Consider the following 16,942-nt stretch of genomic DNA (forward strand, 5'->3'; position numbering starts at 1 on the left):
CACGAGCATGAATAACTGGAATTTTCAGGAATTAAAAGAAACTCCATCTCAAACAGGTGGTCCTTACGTTCACATTGGTTTGTTGCCACAACAAGCAAATATTGAAGTGTTTGAAAACAACTTTAATAACCAGTTAGTACAAGACCAAACAAAAGGCGAGCGTATTCGTCTTGAAGGTCAGGTATTTGACGGATTAGGTTTACCGTTGCGTGACGTGCTGATCGAAATTTGGCAAGCTGATGCAAATGGTATTTACCCAAGTCAGGCAGATACGCGTGAGCAAAAAGCTGATCCTGCATTTCAGGGTTGGGGCCGTACTGGTGCTGACTTTGAAACAGGTATCTGGAGCTTTAATACAATTAAGCCAGGTGCTTCAGCAGGCCGTAAAGGTTCAACTCAAGCACCGCATATTGCATTAGTCATTTTCGCTCGCGGTATTAACTTAGGTCTTCATACACGTGTTTATTTTGAAGATGAAGCCGAAGCAAATGGCAATGACCCAATTTTAAATAGCATTGAGTGGGCACCGCGTCGCCAAACGCTTATTGCAAAACGTTTTGAAGAAAATGGTGAAATTGTTTACCGCTTTGATATTCGTATTCAAGGCGATAACGAAACAGTATTTTTTGATATTTAAGAAACACCTAAGGCTACACATGATTGTCCATGGATGCGTGTAGCCTTTTTAAAGGATGGTATGAAAGAGATGAAAATGAAAACATTATTAAGCTTAAGTTTGCTTGCACTCCCTTTTTTTACAGCACAGGTAAATGCTGAACCTGTTGCTTTAGCTACTCAAACACAACCTGCGACTACAGCAGTTAAAACAATTGTTCCAATTACAGCAAAAACCAAAAAACAAGCTTTAGCGCAAGCACAAGTCATTGCAAATACAGCAGATGCTGATTTGGCAGAGTTTCGTATCGATTTACTCAGTTTTGCGAGTGATACAAAACAAGTGATTGCTTTGGGGCATGAATTGAAAAAGATATTAGGCAATAAACCAATGATTGCCACAATTCGTACCAAAAACGAAGGTGGTCAGCTTGAAATTAGCGATGTGGATTATGGCAAGACTTATCAGGCCTATTTAAAAAATCCGTTCATGGATTGGTTAGATGTTGAAATGTTCCGTGATCAAAAAGTAGTTTCAGAAATTGTTCAAAAAGCACATCAAAAGAAAGTGTTGATTGTGATGTCTAATCATGACTTCCAAAAAACGCCAAGCCAAGATGAAATTGAAAAACGCTTGTTAAAACAAGATCAAATGGGGGCAGATATTCTAAAAATTGCCGTAATGCCAAAATCTAAACAAGACGTTTTCACTTTAATGAACGCAACTTTAAAAGTAAGCCAGCAAACCACTAAACCATTGTTAACGATGTCGATGGGACAACTTGGTACGATTTCTCGTGTTGCGACTGCCAATATGGGTGGAAGTTATAGCTTTGGCATGATTGGTGAGGCTTCTGCACCAGGTCAAATTGATGTGACTAAGCTCAAACAGATTTTAAAAACCGTTCAGCCAACAAACCCATAAATCATAAGGATATGATGAAATGAATACATTACGTTTAACTACTCTTGCATTAGGTTTGATGGTTTCAGGAATAACTGCGGCACAAACTTATGTTGTTGACCGTTATCAAGACGATAGCAATAAAGGCTCTTTACGCTGGGCAATTGAACAAGCCAATGCAAATTCAAGCGAAGCGAGCGAGATCTTGATTCAGGCTGTAGGTAAAGCACCTTATGCGATTAAATTAAATAGCGCACTTCCTGAAATTAAAGCACCTGTCAAAATTATTGGTACAGAGTGGGATAAAACTGGTGAATACATCGCAATTGATGGATCAAATTACATTAAAGGCGAAGGTGCAAAAGCTTGTCCTGGTGCAAACCCTGAACAATACGGAACAAATGTCCGTACCATGACTTTACCGGGATTGGTACTACGTGACGTCAACAATGTCACTTTAAAAGGTCTAGACATTCATCGTTTCTGTATTGGTGTTTTGGTTAACCGTTCAAGCAATAACCTTATTCAACATAACCGTATTAGTAATAATTATGGTGGTGCAGGTGTCATGCTTACTGGTGATGATGGGCAAGGTAACCCAACTGCAACAACGACCAATAACAACAAAGTTTTAGACAATATCTTCCAAGACAATGGTGATGGTTTAGAACTGACACGTGGCGCTGCGTTTAACTTAATTGCGAATAACCATTTTGTTTCAACGAAAGCAAACCCAGAGCCATCACAAGGAATTGAAATTTTGTGGGGTAATGACAATGCCGTAGTCGGTAATAAATTCGAAAACTACTCGGATGGTTTACAGATTAACTGGGGCAAGCGTAACTATATCGCCTACAACGAAATGACCAATAACTCGATTGGTTTCAATATGACAGGTGATGGCAACATTCTTGACAGCAATAGAGTGCATGGTAACCGTATTGGTGTTGCTATTCGTTCGGAAAAAGATGCAAATGCAAAAATTACATTGACTAAAAACCTGATTTGGGACAATGGTAAAGATATTAAACGCTGTGAAGCAGGTGGTTCATGTGTACCAAATCAGCGTTTAGGTGCGATTGTATTTGGTGTACCTGCACTTGAACACGAGGGTTTTGTCGGTTCTCGTGGTGGTGGCGTAGTTGTTGATCCATCTAAGCAACAAAAAACATGTACTCAGCCAAATCAACAAAACTGTAATGCTCAGCCGAATCAGGGCATTAAAGCACCTAAGTTAACTGCTAATAAAGGTTCAGTTGCTGTAGAAATTAATGGTTTACCAAACCAACGCTATCAAGTTGAGTTCTTTGGAAATCAAAATGCAGCATCAAAAGAAGCTGAGCAATATCTAGGAGCGGTTACCGTTGCTACAGATGTCGAAGGCAATGCAAAAGCGAATTGGAAGCCAACTCTCAAAGTTGCTTCAATTACAGCGAATGTAACTGATCGTTTTGGAGCGACGTCTGAACTTAGTTCGGCCGTACAAACTAAATAATAACAATAAGGGAAGCGCCTCAAACCGAGGCGCAGCATAGAAATATAGAAATGATAAAAGGGACTTGAAATGCCAAATATAATGAAACTGAGTGTGTTAACAATCGCTGTATTAGGCAGTCAACTTGCGCTTGCTAATGAGCCTTGGTCACAAGATCGTCAATGGTTGCTAGGCGACTGGAATGGTGAACGCCAGCAGCTAGAACAACAGGGCTATAAATTTACAGCTTCTATTATGAGCCAAAGTGCCACAAATTTAGATGGTGGTTACAACGACAGCAATACTTTTGAAAATGCCGCTCAGCTTTCCTTAGGTGCAAACTTCGATTTAGAAAAGATTGCTGGGTGGAAAGATACAACAGCCAGTTTAGTCGTGACTAAACGTGACGGAAATGCGCTTACTTTGGAGCGTATTAAAGACCCGCGTTCTAGCCAATTAGGTAATGCTCAAGAGATTTATGGCCGCGGTAAAATCTGGCGTCTGTCTCAAGCATGGGTAAAGAAAGGCTTTGTTGATAATACCGTACAGGTCAAAGTTGGCCGTATGGGCATGTCAGAAGACTTTAATGGTTCTCAATGTGAGTTTCAGAACTTATTGCTTTGCGGTGGGCAGCTAGGAAAATCAATTGGTTCAATATGGTACAACTCACCAGTCGGTGTTTGGGCAGCAAACGTTAAATATCAGTTTGCGCCTGAGTGGACTTTGGGTGTCGGTGTTTATGAAGTAAATCCAGACAACATTAAAACCGAATCAAATAGTGATGGTTTTAATCTGGATATGAACAACGTAAAGGGCGCAACCATACCAGTTGAGCTCGCATGGAAACCAAAACTTGCTGCTTTTAATGGTTTACCGGGTGAATATAGAGTAGGTGCGCTGTACTCAACTGCAGAAGCGAATGATATTAAAACCGCGGGTAAGGTTCATGACGGAAAACAAAGTTTCTGGGTTAATGCTCAGCAACAACTTACCCATAAAGGTGAAGATCCGAAACGCGGTTTATATGTAAGTTTGAACGGTGTTGTAAATGATAAAGCAACGACTTTTGTTCAAAGTACACAACAAATCGCTCTTTGGTATAAAGGGCCATTTGATAGCCGTCCAAATGATTCGATTGGTTTTGGTATTGCCAATTATGTGGTCAATGATCGTGCTAAAGATAAGCAGATCGCGACGAACGAAAGTCGTGGATATTATAGCTATGATGCGATTGCATCTGACTATATTCCAATCCAAGACGATGAACTAAATGTTGAGTTGAATTATACCTATCAATGGTCTCCGGCCGTTATGTTACGTCCAAACATTCAATATATCCATCAACCTGCTGGTGTAAAAGCAATCGATGATGCTTGGGTGGCGGGCTTAAGCGTGAAAGTCAATTTTTAACAATGTTGATGGCTGGTTAGACATAGTTTAACTGGCCCAAATGCTTGAACTATTGTGTTCAGTATATGTGGAGTAGGATCTATGTCTGAGTCAGATTCTAAGTTTCATATCTTATTCAAAATATGGTGTTTTCTATTAGGCCTAGTTTTATTGGCTACTGGTGTTTTTTACATCGTAGGCGGTGGCAAGCTAGTTTCATTAGGTGGATCTTGGTATTTCCTAGTCGCAGGACTGTTGATCACCATTTCTGCATTTAGTATTTTTCGTAAAAAGGCACTTGGTGTCTGGATTTTTGCGGCTGTTTTTGTTGGCACCGTAATTTGGTCATTTGTTGATGCAGGCTGGGAATTTTGGCCGTTATTTTCGCGGTTAATGTTTCCTGCTGGTCTTTTTGCCGCATTGTTATTTACCTTGCCTTCAATTCGACGTTACCAATTTCAAAGTAGCTTGGCATCTTCATCCTATGCAGTGGGTGGATTAGTTGTAGTCGGTATGTTGATTGCGTTCTATCAAATGTTCCAACCGCATCCAACAGTAGCAAGTTCAGGTGAAAAGCTACCCTTAGTACCAGTTGACCCTGCTAAAAAACAGGTGAATTGGGAAAATTATGGAAATGATGCAGGTGGTAGTCGCTTTGTTGCTCTCGATCAAATTAACCGAGATAACGTTCATAAACTAAAAGAAGCTTGGCGTTTTAGAACAGGTGATTTTACAACGGGTAGTGGTAATGGTGCTGAAGACCAAATGACCCCGCTACAAGTTGGAAATAAAGTTTTTTTATGTACGCCACATAACAACATTTTTGCGATAGATGCTGACTCGGGTAAACAACTCTGGAAAGCTGAAGTGAACTCTAAAGCCGATGCTTGGGAGCGTTGCCGTGGGGTCGCATACTTTGATTCGACTAAACCACTTGTACAACCAACTTTGGCTGGTGCAAATGCAGTAACCACAGTTGCAGCAAATACGGCTTGTCCGCGCCGTTTATATACAAATACACCTGATGGTCGTTTAATTGCAGTCAATGCGGATAACGGTCAGCGCTGTGCTGATTTTGGTGTAAATGGAACAGTTGATCTGTTAGAAGGTATGGGAGCTGGAACCAAAGCTCCGCGTTTTGAAGTAACTTCTGCACCGACTATTGCTGGAACAACCATTGTAGTGGGTAGCCGTATTGCCGATAACGTAGCAGCAGATATGCCGGGTGGTGTTATCCGTGGTTACGACGTCATTACTGGTAAACTTCGCTGGGCATTTGACGCACGTAATCCAGATCCTAACTATGTTCTAAAACCGGGTGAAACTTATAAACGTAGTTCGGCAAACTCTTGGGCTGCAATGTCATATGACCCGCAAATGAATACGGTGTTCTTACCTATGGGTAGCTCATCTGTCGACATTTGGGGGGGTAACCGTAATCCGTTAGATCATAAATACAATACTTCTGTTTTGGCACTTGATGCGACAACAGGTAAAGAAAAGTGGGTATATCAAACTGTTCATAACGATTTATGGGACTTCGACTTACCAATGCAACCAAGTCTAGTCGACTTCCCATTAAAAGATGGTACGACTAAACCTGCTGTTGTGATTGGAACCAAATCAGGTCAATTCTTTGTGCTTGACCGTGTAACTGGTAAACCACTGACTAAAGTGATTGAACAGCCAGTTAAGCCTGCCAATATTCCGGGTGAGCAATACAGTGCAACTCAACCACGTTCAGTTGAAATGCCTCAAATTGGTAATCAGACTTTAACTGAATCAGATATGTGGGGTGCAACGCCGTTTGATCAGCTCATGTGCCGTATTAACTTCAAGTCAATGCGTTACGAAGGTCTATTTACTGCACCGGGTACTGACGTTTCATTAAGCTTCCCAGGTTCTTTGGGTGGCATGAACTGGGGTAGTATTGCTTTTGATCCGACTCATCGTTATATGTTCGTGAACGATATGCGCCTTGGCTTATGGGTTCAACTCATGGAACAGACTCCTGAAGATCTTAAGATTCAGGCCAGTGGCGGAGAAAAAGTAAATACGGGTATGGGTGCTGTACCAATGAAAGGTACACCATATAAAGTGAATAAAAACCGCTTTATGTCTGCCTTAAGTATTCCTTGTCAGAAACCACCATTTGGTACCATGACTGCAATTGACATGAAAACTCGTCAAGTCGCATGGCAAGTCCCACTGGGTACGGTTGAAGACACAGGACCTATGGGTATCAAAATGGGCTTAAAAGCACCAATCGGTATGCCAACAATTGGTGGACCAATGGCAACACAAGGCGGTTTGGTTTTCTTTGCAGCAACACAAGATTACTACTTACGTGCATTTGATTCATCTACAGGTAAAGAACTGTGGAAATCACGCATGCCAGTAGGTAGCCAAGGAACTCCAATAAGCTATGTTTCACCAAAAACAGGTAAGCAATACGTAGTTGTTACGGCAGGCGGAGCTCGCCAGTCACCTGATCATGGTGATTATGTAGTCGCTTATAGCTTAGAAAAATAATTAAATAAGGCAAAAGGGAGCAATTCTCTTTTGCCTTTAACTTTAATATTTTTTTTGTATTAAAGTCTGATAGTAAATTCTATTATTTTAACTAGATAGCTTTACCAAATAGTAAAAAAGTGCTTTAACTTATTGCAAAACCTAAAATATTCCTAAGATTGATAACACTTGAACACTAGATGTAGTCGAACGATTAGACATTTTTCACAATGTTTTACCTATAAATAAAACCTATTTGTTTATTAAGTTTTGTTTAACTTAAAGTTGTGAATTTTAATTAGAAATAAACATTATCGTCTTTTTCATCCTTAAAAGTCGGATTTTTTTGCTGCAAAAACAAGCGTAAATATATATTTATATTATATTTATATAATTTATAGCATTACGTTAGAATGGTCATCGCAGGTTATTACTACCCAGTAATAATTTGTATTTCAGGAATTTAAGCTTTTATTGGCTTAAGGCTCATCGCAAGATGGGCCTTTTTTTATGCGCTTTAGATCATAATATTTAATTACTGTAAAAATAGCCTAAGCATTAAGACGTATGAATTAATGAAAACAATCACAAAAAATAGTCTTTAATGACAAGAAGTGTATGATTTGATAAATTAAAGCCACTTGATAATAATAGGTGATACGATGAGATCTTTGGTTCTTGCAACTTTATCTGGTTTAGCTTTGATGGGTTGTGCATCTGTTCAGCAAGCGCCGAATACACAAGAAACTATTCGTTATGCTTCTAGTCCATGCTTTGGCGCATGCCCAATCTATTCTGTAGAAGTAACACCTACGGGTTTAATTCGTTTTGAAGGCAAGCAATACACTAAAGCTATCGGTGTTAAAGAAATTCAAGGTAGCGTAAAAGATTATAAAAAACTTGCAGATGATCTAAAAGCTTATCGTCCTGAAACAGGTACACAATCTAAAACTGCGGGTTGTCAGCAAACGGCAACTGATATGTCTAGCTATTACATTTCATGGATTCAACCAAATGGTACAGAAACGAAATTAAGCCATTACACAGGTTGTATGTCTCCTGCAAATAATAGATTGAATAAAGTCATGGAAAAACTGCCTGAACAATTAGGCATTAAAGATCTAATTTAATGACAAAAGCCCCAAAACCTTGGGGCTTTTTCTTGTTAAGAAGAATTATAAACTCAAAAGTTTTATATTAAGTATTACTAAAAGAATCAGCGTATAATACAGATTATAAAAACATATATTGTTAAGAGTGGTGATATGTCAAATATTGTCTATGCCTTTTTTGGTGGTTTATTACTCGGCATCGCAACAGTTGGATATTTATATATAAATGGTCGCATCGCTGGAATTAGTGGATTGCTTGCTCAAATCATTAATCCAACCAAAGAGACTTTTAAAAGTTCTGCATTCTGGTTTATTGCAGGACTCGTGATTACGCCTTTCATTTATGGCTATTTTTATCAGCCTGAAATTGAAATTAAAGCCAATACATTTGCACTTGTTTTAGCTGGTGTACTTGTTGGCTTTGGAACACGGCTAGGCTCTGGATGTACAAGCGGCCATGGCATTTGTGGTATGAGCAGGCTATCAAAACGCTCAATGATAGCGACAGCAGTTTTTATGTTTGCTGGCATGTTAACCGTTTATATCATTCGTCATGTGTTGGGGTAATCCTATGAAAAACATTTTTGCTTTTATATTTGGTAGTTTGTTTTCATTAGGCTTAATGATTTCGGGTATGTCTAATCCTGAAAAGGTATTAGGTTTTTTAGATATCTTTGGGCAGTGGGATATCAGCTTAATGTTTGTGATGTTAGGCGCGATTGCTATGGCATTTATTCCATTTCAAAAGGCTATAAAAAGTCCTAAAACGCTTTTTAATGAGAAAATTCAATTACCAATGAATACACAGATTGACCAAAGATTAATTGTTGGTGCTTTTATTTTCGGTATAGGCTGGGGAATAGCAGGGATATGTCCAGCGCCCGCTTTAACACTGATTGGATTAGGACATTTTGAAGCGCTCTATTTTATTGTGGCAATGTTATTAGGAATGTTTATTTACAGAGTCTTAAATAAAGGAAATTAAATCAATGCAACAACCTCTAGTAAAAGATTTTTTTGATGAAAACACCAATACTTTTAGCTATGTTGTTACGGATTTAGCGACTCATCAATGCGCTATTATTGATAGTGTGCTTGACTACGACGCAGCTTCAGCAATTACAAAAACAACCAATGCTGATCTGATTGTCGATTATGTCTTGGCTCAAAACTTTAAAGTACAATGGATTTTAGAAACCCACGTCCACGCTGACCATATGACTGCTGCCCAATATTTAAAATCTAAATTGGGCGGTGACATTGCAATTAGTCAAAAGATTTCAATCGTACAAGAAACATTTTCAGCTATTTATAATTTTGATTTTAAGAAATTTAATGAAAATCAACCTTTTGATTATTTATTTGAAGATCATGAACATTTCAAAATAGGGGATATAGAAGCCTATAACATTCCTACACCAGGGCATACACCCGCTTGCTTGAGCTATGTGATTGCCGATGCTGTTTTTGTAGGTGATACTTTATTTATGCCCGATTATGGCTCAGCGAGATGCGATTTTCCTAAAGGAAGTGCGGCTGCACTTTATGATTCGGTACAAAAGCTTTATACACTTCCTGACAACATACGCATGTTTTTATGCCATGACTATAAGCCCGAAGGTCGTGATGAATATATCTGTCAAACAGATATTAGAACCCAAAAGCAAAGCAATATTCATTTAAATCGACGCGTTTCCAAAGAATCATTCATAAAAATGCGCCAAGAACGAGATGCAACTTTGGCAATGCCAAAATTAATTCTGCCTTCAATTCAAATTAATATGAACGGTGGAAACTTTCCGGAACCAGAATCAAACGGCATTCGTTATTTGAAAATTCCTTTCAACTACTTCTAGAAATAGCCTAAGCATTTATGTTGGATCGTTTTTATTCTTTAAATAGCCTAAGCAAGATTTAAAGAACTTGCCTTAAATCCCGCGAAGTCTCTTGCAATAAAGGCAAAATGTGTTGAATTAAATATTCTTCAGTTGTTTTCATGGTAGGAGAGACAATATTTAAAGCTGCAACGACTTTAAAGTCTTGGCCATAAATGGGTACAGCGAGTGCATGAACGCCTAATTCGTGTTCTTCACGTGAATAACACCAATCTTGTTCTCTAATTTCGTTGAGTAACTCTAAAAATTTATCATTTTCGATATGCGTATATTTAGTTAACCGCTGGAGAGGATATTTTTGGAGCCAATCTAATTGTTCTTGTTGGCTTAAATGTGCCAGTAAAATTTTTCCCGCAGATGTCGCATGAGCCGGTAAGCGGTTACCCAAATGTAAGCCGTATGGATTTACACGGTCAGTTTGTTGGTGGGCAGCACTACGGGCAATGGTAATGGCTTCATAACCATCAAGTACCATCACTGAATAAATGAGAGAGGTTTGGTTAGTTAACAGATTTAATAAAGGCTGAGAGACTTTTGGAAGCTGAGCTGCACCTAAATAAGCTCCTGAAAATTTAAGAACTTTTGGGGTTAAATAGTAATAGTGGCCATCTGACTCAAGATAACCTAAATATTCTAAAGTTAATAAATGACGTCTTGCTGCCGCTCGAGTAAGTCCGGTTTTTTCAGCCGCCATAGAAATGTTTAAACGATGTTGATTACTGCTAAAGCTATCTAAAATCGCCATGCCTTTACCGATGCCAGCAATGTAATCTTCATGACGAATCGTTTTTTTGTTGTCCTGATTCTGGATTATCCGTTCATCTTTACTCATTACTGGTCCTTGTACGATAGAAGCTTAGTAGATCAATTTGCTTTACTGAAAAAGTTTAATAATTTCATGTCGCAAAAATTGATGTCTTAAATTATCCCTTAAATCTTCGTGCCAAAACATACCCATTTTAATATTGGTTATCTCAAAAGGCAGAGAATGTAAGCAAATTTCAGGACTATAAGATAAATGCTGCAAAATCATACGAGGCATGGTCAATATTGCGTTGGCTTGAGCCGCCAGAACTTGTAACGCCGTTGAGTAGTTTTGACAGCGCATAAATACATTTCTTGAAATTTTTTGATGTTGGTTTAAATAAATATCTTCAAGTAAGGCACCCGTACGGCGTGATGAAACACCAATGTGTCGTCCATTAATATAACGAGATAAATCAACTTCTTTAAGTTGACTGCAAATGACGAATTCATCTGTTACCAAATGATCAAAGGTAATTTTTGGAGATAAGTATTGTTCTAGGTCAATCACGAAATCGAGCTGCTGCGTCGCTAAGTCCGCCATAATATGTTTTCGATCTAGCTTCATACTGACAAACTGTAAATCTAAATTAAGATTTTGAAAATGTTGAGCAAGCCTTGGAAGAATAATCGGCTCAATTTCATCATGAACGGCGATTTTTAGGTTTTTTAAACTGGTTGGATCAAAAACATGTTTTTGCTGGCTAATATTTTGAATCGTTAAAAGTGCTTGCTTAACAGTTGGATAAATCTGTTCTGCAAAAGGCGTTGCAGACATTTTATTACCTACTCGTATAAATACATCATCTTCAAGTTGCTGGCGTAATCGTTGTAAAGCATGACTTGCTGCTGACTGTGTAATATTGAGACTACTTGCCGCGTTTGAAATACTTTTTTGCTCATAAATCGCGATAAATAGCGGATATAAGTTGATATCAATTCGATGAAAAAAACTTAAGTCTAGGCCATATAGGTTATGAATATTATTCATGAGGTGTTATTTAATAAAATCATTTCATTCATATTAAGTTTCAAGTTATGTTGATGTAAAGACCAGATAATGATGTAAAGGAAAAAGAATGTTTGAACTCTCAAAGAAAGCTCAAGATTTGGTTGAGCGAACAAGAAAATTTATTTTAGAAGAAATAGAACCTGTCGAAGCAAAATTTTGGGAAGAAGTTCACGAGTTAAATCCAGATGGAAACTGGAAAAAATGGCAATGGCCTGAGCTTTTAGAAACTCTAAAATATAAAGCCAAACAGGCAGGTCTTTGGAATATGTTTTTGCCCGATGACAAGTTAGGTGCTGGGCTAAGTGTTCAAGAATATGCGCACATAGCTGAATTAACTGGCCGTAGCTTATTGGCACCTACCGTTTTTAACTGTAATGCACCAGACACAGGAAATATGGAATTGTTATGGCGCTATGGTAGTGAACAGCAAAAACAACAATGGTTAGAACCTTTATTGGACGGAAAAATTCGCTCGGTTTTTTGTATGACTGAACCCGAGGTTGCATCAAGCGATGCAACGAACATGCAAGCAACTGCACTCATAGACGGGAATGAAATTGTTTTAAATGGCAAAAAGTGGTGGTCATCAGGCTTAGGTGACCCAAATGCTAAAGTCATTATTTTTATGGCACATACTCCAGATGAAACCAAAGACCGCCATCATCAACACTCTATGGTTTTAGTACCGATTGATACGGCGGGTGTCGAAATTCAACGGATGTTACCTGTGTTTGGCGACTACGATGCGCCACATGGACACGGTGAGGTTCACTTTAATAATGTTCGAGTGCCTCTTGAAAACTTTATTGGTGGTGCGGGCCAAGGTTTTGAAATTGCACAAGGGCGTTTAGGGCCAGGGCGTATTCATCATTGCATGCGCTGTATTGGAGCTGCAGAAAAAGCTCTAGAATTGATGATTGATAGAGGCATGTCTAGAACGGCGTTTGGCAAAGAAATTTTAAAACTCGGTGGAAACCTTGAACGTGTAGCCGATGCGCGAGTAGCCATAGATCAAGCTAGACTTTTAACCTTGTATGCTGCTTATAAAATGGATACTTTAGGAAATATGGCCGCTTTAACAGAAATATCTGCAATTAAAGTAGTGGCTCCGAGTGTTTTAGAAAAAGTAGTCGACATGGCGATTCAGCTACATGGCGGTGCGGGCCTTTCGAGAGATACACCATTAACGGGTTTCTTTGCTCAAGCACGCAGTTTACGTTTAGCTGATGGTCCAGATGAAGTACATAAAGGCATGATTGCCAAATTAGAGTTGGCCAAACGTGGTTATTTCGGTCGTCATAAGAAAGTATAAGTTTAAGGAAATAAAGATGTCGGTAATTGATATAGGCGGTGAAGTACGTGAAGGTGAAGAGCTGGATATTGAGTCAGTTGAAAACTGGTTAAAAAAACAAGATGTTGATTTGATTGGTCCAGCAGTCGTTACTCAATATACAGGTGGGGCGTCGAATTGGACTTACCGTTTAAAGTATGAAAATACCGATTTAATTTTACGTCGTCCTCCAAAAGGAACAAAAGCGAAGTCGGCCCACGATATGGCCCGTGAATATATGGTGCAGAAAAATCTTGCGCCTTATTATCCGGTGCTTCCTAAAATGGTGACACTTTGTCAGGATGAATCGGTCATTGGCTGTGATTTTTATGTCATGGAACGCATTGAAGGCATTATTCCTCGTGCAAAATTACCGCCTGAGCTTGGTTTTAATGAAGAAGATGTTCATCAACTTTGTGTGAATGTTATTGATAAGCTGATTGAGCTACATCAAGTTCATTATGAGAACACACCTTTAGCTGAACTAGGCAAAGGTACTGGCTATTGTCGTAGACAAGTTGAGGGTTGGGATAAGCGTTATGAAAAAGTCCGCACAATCAACGTTCCTTCTTTTAAATATGTCCGAAAATGGCTAAACGATAATATCCCTCAAGATTCTACGACTTGTATTATTCACAATGATTGGCGTTTTGATAATGTGATTTTAGATCCAGAACATCCAACAGAAGTGATTGGCGTGCTTGATTGGGAAATGGCGACCTTGGGTGATCCATTAATGGATTTAGGTAGCGCTTTGGCCTATTGGGTTGAGCCTACGGATAACATGATTTTTAGATCAACACGCCGTCAGCCGACTCACTTAAAGGGAATGTTTTCTCGAAAAGAAGTCGTTGACTATTATTTGCAAAAAACAGGATTAGAGCCAGAAAACTGGGCTTTTTATGAAGTCTTTGGTGTATTTCGTTTAGCAGTGATTGCTCAGCAAATCTATTACCGTTATTACCATAAACAAACCCGAAATCCTGCATTTAAAGATTTCTGGATAGTGATTCATGCGCTACATATCCGAGCTTTAAAACTTATCGCACAGCAAAAATTGCAAAAATCTGAATTTGCTCAGCAATCTCTACAGAAAATACAGGGTATTTTAAGAAGATGACCACAATTTATCTGGTAAGACACGGACAGGCCTCGTTTGGTAAAAGTAACTATGATGAGCTGTCTGAAAATGGTGAGGCTCAGGCGACTTTGTTAGGTCGTTATTTTAAGCAAATATTGAAAGAACAACCTTATGTGGTTGCAGGAACTATGCAGCGTCATGAGCAGACTGCAAAGCTCGCACTTGATGAATGCTTTCCAGATGCGATAATTCATCATAATAATTTATGGAATGAGTTTAACCACCAACAAGTTTTTGCCCGTTATGAACCGCGTTTTGAACAGCCTGAACTTTTAAAAGCTGATGTAGCACAAGAACAGAACCCACGTGCATATCTTGCCAAAATATTTGAAGGCGCAATTGGACGATGGACCGATGGCGATTTTCATCATGAATATGATGAGTCTTGGCCACATTTTAAAGAAAGAGTCGAAACAGCATTGCAGCAACTTTGTGATGAGTTAGCAAAAACCAAACCTCGCTATGCAGTCGTTTTTACCTCTGGTGGTGTAATTTCTGTAGCAATTGGAAAATTGCTTGAACTCAGTCCTAATCGAACTTTTGCCTTAAATTGGGCAATTGCGAATACAAGCCTTACGACTTTGCGTTTGGTGGGAAATGAAGCTCAGGTTTTAAGTTTAAATGAACATCATTTTATAAAAGCTGAGCGTCCAGATTTACTGACATGGATTTAAAATAAGGATAAAAGCATGGCGAAGACAATTTTAATTACAGGCGCAAGTTCTGGATTAGGCGCGGGTATGGCGCATGAATTTGCAGCCAAAGGCTATAACTTAGCGATTTGTGCACGCCGTTTAGACAGATTGGAAGATCTAAAAACTGAACTTGAAAATGAGTACGGTATTAAAGTAATTGCAAAAAGTCTGGACGTCACCAATTACGATCAGGTTTTTGAAGTATTTCGCGCCTTTAAACAACAATTTGGCTATTTAGACCGAATTATTGTAAATGCCGGAGTCGGAAATGGCCGTCGTATTGGTAAAGGTAATTTTGAAATTAACAGAGCCACAGCTGAAACAAACTTTATTTCTGCTTTAGCGCAGTGTGAGGCAGCAATTGAAATTTTTAGAGAGCAAAACGCCGGTCATTTGGTGGTGATGTCATCTATGAGTGCTATGCGCGGATTACCAAAACATTTATCGACTTATGCTGCAAGTAAAGCCGCGGTCGCTCACTTGGCTGAAGGTATTCGTGCTGAATTATTAGATACCCCAATTAAAGTCTCAACCATTTTCCCGGGTTACATTCGTACTGAAATAAATGAGGGTGCTAAACATTTACCTTTTGAGGTAGATGCCAAAACAGGATGTAAAGCTTTGGTCAAAGCTATCGAAAAACAACCTGTAAAGGCTTATGTGCCGCAGTGGCCATGGTTACCCATGAGTATTGCCATGAAGGTTTTGCCTTTAAGATTGGTCAATAAACTAGGATAAAAAATCCCCCTAAATTTTAGGGGGATTTTTTAATTAAAACTTTTTGGTGTAATTGACGAATAAACGATCTTCACCAAAGTCATTGCCGTGTTTTACGTTGTAATCAATACGAATATATTGCAGGGCAACGCCTTTTAAGAACGGCTGTTGAAATGCATAGTTTAAAATCACATTCGACTCGGTTTCATGGTTCTTTTCACCATTTGCTGCTTTAAAGTCATGACCGTAAACATATTTCACCATCGCATTTAAACCGGGTACATAATCTTTAAAATCGTAGCCATACATCACATGGTAAGACTTTTCATCTTCTTTAAAGAAGCCCGTAGCATTCCAGTTAATGAAATAAGTTTCTGGTAAGAAGCCATCTGGTAATGGGTAAGCCGATTCACCGATAATTTGTTGGTAACCCAAACCAAAGGTATGGTTTTTTACTTTAACGGTTTCAAGTAATCCAATGTTCTGCGCATCAATATCAAAAGTATTGCCATCATCTTTTGCATTAAAGTACTTAAACTTAGACGTAAGAGCGAAAGTTGGCTGTTTCCAAGTATGTTCAAGCCCAACATAATGCTTGTTATACAAATCTTCTAAATTACCAAAATAATATTCACCCTTTAAAGACGGCGTGAATTGATAGCGCAGGTCAATGTAGTTAAGACCATCCGACTCTTTTGTGATTCCATTTGCCGTGAATGAAAACTTTTTAAAGTCTTCTTCATTTCGTGGAGACACTTTTTCAACTCGGCCAATTTCGGCATAAAGCTGATCTGAAAGTTGTGACTTTAAGTTGGTTCCCCAATACGAAGTGAGTAGCTGACGACTAGCATCTACAGCTGTTACAGGTAAATCGAGCCAGAGTTCACCGACACTTAAAAGGGTTTTGTCATAGCCGAGTTTTAAGGTCGCGCCGTATTTTAGATAGTCTGATGCTTGAGATTGCGTTTCTTTATTAAAGGGCAAAACTGTATCTGCGACGTGTTTGTCAGAACTTAAACGCACGGCGTATTGAACAGAAGCATCAGCCCCAATCGTAATCGGCTTGTCTGCTATAACTAGTTGGGTATCATGCATTTTCGACTTATAAAATAATGATGCTGCTTGAGACCAACTGCCCGTATCTTTTAAGGCATCATTATCAAAATCACGGTTGATATAAGCATTTTTTAAAGTGAATTTCCATTCATCTTCAGTTTGCTGATTTGGATTTGCGGCCCATGAGTTGCTGCACATCAGTAATAAAGTGGCAACAGCTAAAGTGTGTGGTTTAAAACGGTGAAATAATTCCATAATCCATTTCCCAGATGTATGCCAGTCCTCGG

16 protein-coding genes are annotated in these 16,942 nt (G+C 38.9%); 13 read left to right on the forward strand and 3 right to left on the reverse strand.

The window, feature by feature from the left end:
• Nucleotides 1-7: 7 nt before the first annotated feature.
• From pcaG to F935_RS05400, 9 genes are all read left to right on the forward strand, one after another.
• Nucleotides 8-637 carry a protocatechuate 3,4-dioxygenase subunit alpha gene (gene pcaG, locus F935_RS05360; RefSeq protein WP_016137965.1) on the forward strand — a complete coding sequence of 210 codons (630 nt, stop codon included), beginning with the start codon at nt 8-10 and terminating at the stop codon, nt 635-637.
• Between the two features lie 75 nt (nt 638-712).
• On the forward strand, nt 713-1,540 hold the full coding sequence (gene aroD, locus F935_RS05365) for a type I 3-dehydroquinate dehydratase (RefSeq protein WP_080645697.1): 828 nt from the start codon (nt 713-715) through the stop codon (nt 1,538-1,540).
• Nucleotides 1,541-1,559: 19 nt separating this feature from the next.
• Nucleotides 1,560-3,014 (forward strand): right-handed parallel beta-helix repeat-containing protein, encoded by a 1,455-nt coding sequence (locus F935_RS05370; protein ID WP_016137967.1) that lies wholly within the window; start codon nt 1,560-1,562, stop codon nt 3,012-3,014.
• Between the two features lie 69 nt (nt 3,015-3,083).
• Complete coding sequence (locus F935_RS05375; RefSeq protein ID WP_016137968.1) at nt 3,084-4,403, forward strand: carbohydrate porin; 1,320 nt, start codon at nt 3,084-3,086, stop codon at nt 4,401-4,403.
• A gap of 81 nt (nt 4,404-4,484) precedes the next feature.
• Nucleotides 4,485-6,914: a glucose/quinate/shikimate family membrane-bound PQQ-dependent dehydrogenase gene (locus F935_RS05380; RefSeq protein WP_016137969.1), complete on the forward strand. Its 2,430-nt coding sequence runs from the start codon at nt 4,485-4,487 to the stop codon at nt 6,912-6,914.
• 650 nt (nt 6,915-7,564) lie between these two features.
• On the forward strand, nt 7,565-8,023 hold the full coding sequence (locus tag F935_RS05385) for a DUF6438 domain-containing protein (RefSeq protein WP_080645698.1): 459 nt from the start codon (nt 7,565-7,567) through the stop codon (nt 8,021-8,023).
• Nucleotides 8,024-8,158: 135 nt separating this feature from the next.
• Nucleotides 8,159-8,572 carry a YeeE/YedE family protein gene (locus F935_RS05390; RefSeq protein WP_016137971.1) on the forward strand — a complete coding sequence of 138 codons (414 nt, stop codon included), beginning with the start codon at nt 8,159-8,161 and terminating at the stop codon, nt 8,570-8,572.
• Nucleotides 8,573-8,576: 4 nt separating this feature from the next.
• Nucleotides 8,577-8,990 (forward strand): DUF6691 family protein, encoded by a 414-nt coding sequence (locus F935_RS05395; protein ID WP_035366072.1) that lies wholly within the window; start codon nt 8,577-8,579, stop codon nt 8,988-8,990.
• A 4-nt stretch (nt 8,991-8,994) separates the two neighbouring features.
• Entirely contained in the window at nt 8,995-9,861 is an 867-nt protein-coding gene (locus F935_RS05400) for an MBL fold metallo-hydrolase (RefSeq protein ID WP_016137973.1), read from the forward strand.
• A gap of 58 nt (nt 9,862-9,919) precedes the next feature.
• On the opposite strand, the gene pcaU is transcribed toward F935_RS05400, so the two are convergent.
• Together pcaU and F935_RS05410 are read right to left on the reverse strand one after the other, a co-directional pair.
• Nucleotides 9,920-10,732: an IclR family transcriptional regulator PcaU gene (pcaU, locus tag F935_RS05405; protein WP_016137974.1), complete on the reverse strand. Its 813-nt coding sequence runs from the start codon at nt 10,730-10,732 to the stop codon at nt 9,920-9,922.
• Nucleotides 10,733-10,774: 42 nt separating this feature from the next.
• Entirely contained in the window at nt 10,775-11,695 is a 921-nt protein-coding gene (locus F935_RS05410) for a LysR family transcriptional regulator (protein ID WP_016137975.1), read from the reverse strand.
• Between the two features lie 88 nt (nt 11,696-11,783).
• On the opposite strand from F935_RS05410, the gene F935_RS05415 reads away from it, so the two are divergent.
• From F935_RS05415 to F935_RS05430, 4 genes are read left to right on the forward strand one after another with little or no spacing between them, the layout of a single operon-like run.
• The gene (locus F935_RS05415) at nt 11,784-13,028 is read left to right on the forward strand and encodes an acyl-CoA dehydrogenase family protein (RefSeq protein ID WP_016137976.1); all 1,245 of its coding nucleotides are present in this window, start codon (nt 11,784-11,786) and stop codon (nt 13,026-13,028) included.
• A 16-nt stretch (nt 13,029-13,044) separates the two neighbouring features.
• Nucleotides 13,045-14,166 carry a phosphotransferase family protein gene (locus F935_RS05420; RefSeq protein ID WP_016137977.1) on the forward strand — a complete coding sequence of 374 codons (1,122 nt, stop codon included), beginning with the start codon at nt 13,045-13,047 and terminating at the stop codon, nt 14,164-14,166.
• Nucleotides 14,163-14,861: a histidine phosphatase family protein gene (locus tag F935_RS05425; RefSeq protein WP_016137978.1), complete on the forward strand. Its 699-nt coding sequence runs from the start codon at nt 14,163-14,165 to the stop codon at nt 14,859-14,861. The genes F935_RS05420 and F935_RS05425 overlap by 4 nt, the downstream gene beginning before the upstream one ends.
• 15 nt (nt 14,862-14,876) lie before the next feature.
• Nucleotides 14,877-15,620: an SDR family oxidoreductase gene (locus F935_RS05430; protein ID WP_016137979.1), complete on the forward strand. Its 744-nt coding sequence runs from the start codon at nt 14,877-14,879 to the stop codon at nt 15,618-15,620.
• A 33-nt stretch (nt 15,621-15,653) separates the two neighbouring features.
• Here F935_RS05430 and F935_RS05435 read toward each other — a convergent pair whose 3' ends face one another.
• Nucleotides 15,654-16,910 (reverse strand): OprD family outer membrane porin, encoded by a 1,257-nt coding sequence (locus F935_RS05435; protein WP_016137980.1) that lies wholly within the window; start codon nt 16,908-16,910, stop codon nt 15,654-15,656.
• Between the last annotated feature and the right edge of the window lie 32 nt (nt 16,911-16,942).

The organism is Acinetobacter calcoaceticus ANC 3811, from assembly GCF_000399665.1.
Classification (GTDB): domain Bacteria; phylum Pseudomonadota; class Gammaproteobacteria; order Pseudomonadales; family Moraxellaceae; genus Acinetobacter; species Acinetobacter calcoaceticus_B.

Bases quoted from the DNA above. Each gene is read 5' to 3' on its own strand.
- pcaG (WP_016137965.1), top strand. From the start codon at position 8: ATGAATAACTGGAATTTTCAGGAATTAAAAGAAACTCCATCTCAAACA.
- aroD (WP_080645697.1), top strand. From the start codon at position 713: ATGAAAACATTATTAAGCTTAAGTTTGCTTGCACTCCCTTTTTTTACA.
- F935_RS05370 (WP_016137967.1), top strand. From the start codon at position 1,560: ATGAATACATTACGTTTAACTACTCTTGCATTAGGTTTGATGGTTTCA.
- F935_RS05375 (WP_016137968.1), top strand. From the start codon at position 3,084: ATGCCAAATATAATGAAACTGAGTGTGTTAACAATCGCTGTATTAGGC.
- F935_RS05380 (WP_016137969.1), top strand. From the start codon at position 4,485: ATGTCTGAGTCAGATTCTAAGTTTCATATCTTATTCAAAATATGGTGT.
- F935_RS05390 (WP_016137971.1), top strand. From the start codon at position 8,159: ATGTCAAATATTGTCTATGCCTTTTTTGGTGGTTTATTACTCGGCATC.
- F935_RS05395 (WP_035366072.1), top strand. From the start codon at position 8,577: ATGAAAAACATTTTTGCTTTTATATTTGGTAGTTTGTTTTCATTAGGC.
- F935_RS05400 (WP_016137973.1), top strand. From the start codon at position 8,995: ATGCAACAACCTCTAGTAAAAGATTTTTTTGATGAAAACACCAATACT.
- pcaU (WP_016137974.1), bottom strand. From the start codon at position 10,732: ATGAGTAAAGATGAACGGATAATCCAGAATCAGGACAACAAAAAAACG.
- F935_RS05410 (WP_016137975.1), bottom strand. From the start codon at position 11,695: ATGAATAATATTCATAACCTATATGGCCTAGACTTAAGTTTTTTTCAT.
- F935_RS05415 (WP_016137976.1), top strand. From the start codon at position 11,784: ATGTTTGAACTCTCAAAGAAAGCTCAAGATTTGGTTGAGCGAACAAGA.
- F935_RS05420 (WP_016137977.1), top strand. From the start codon at position 13,045: ATGTCGGTAATTGATATAGGCGGTGAAGTACGTGAAGGTGAAGAGCTG.
- F935_RS05425 (WP_016137978.1), top strand. From the start codon at position 14,163: ATGACCACAATTTATCTGGTAAGACACGGACAGGCCTCGTTTGGTAAA.
- F935_RS05430 (WP_016137979.1), top strand. From the start codon at position 14,877: ATGGCGAAGACAATTTTAATTACAGGCGCAAGTTCTGGATTAGGCGCG.
- F935_RS05435 (WP_016137980.1), bottom strand. From the start codon at position 16,910: ATGGAATTATTTCACCGTTTTAAACCACACACTTTAGCTGTTGCCACT.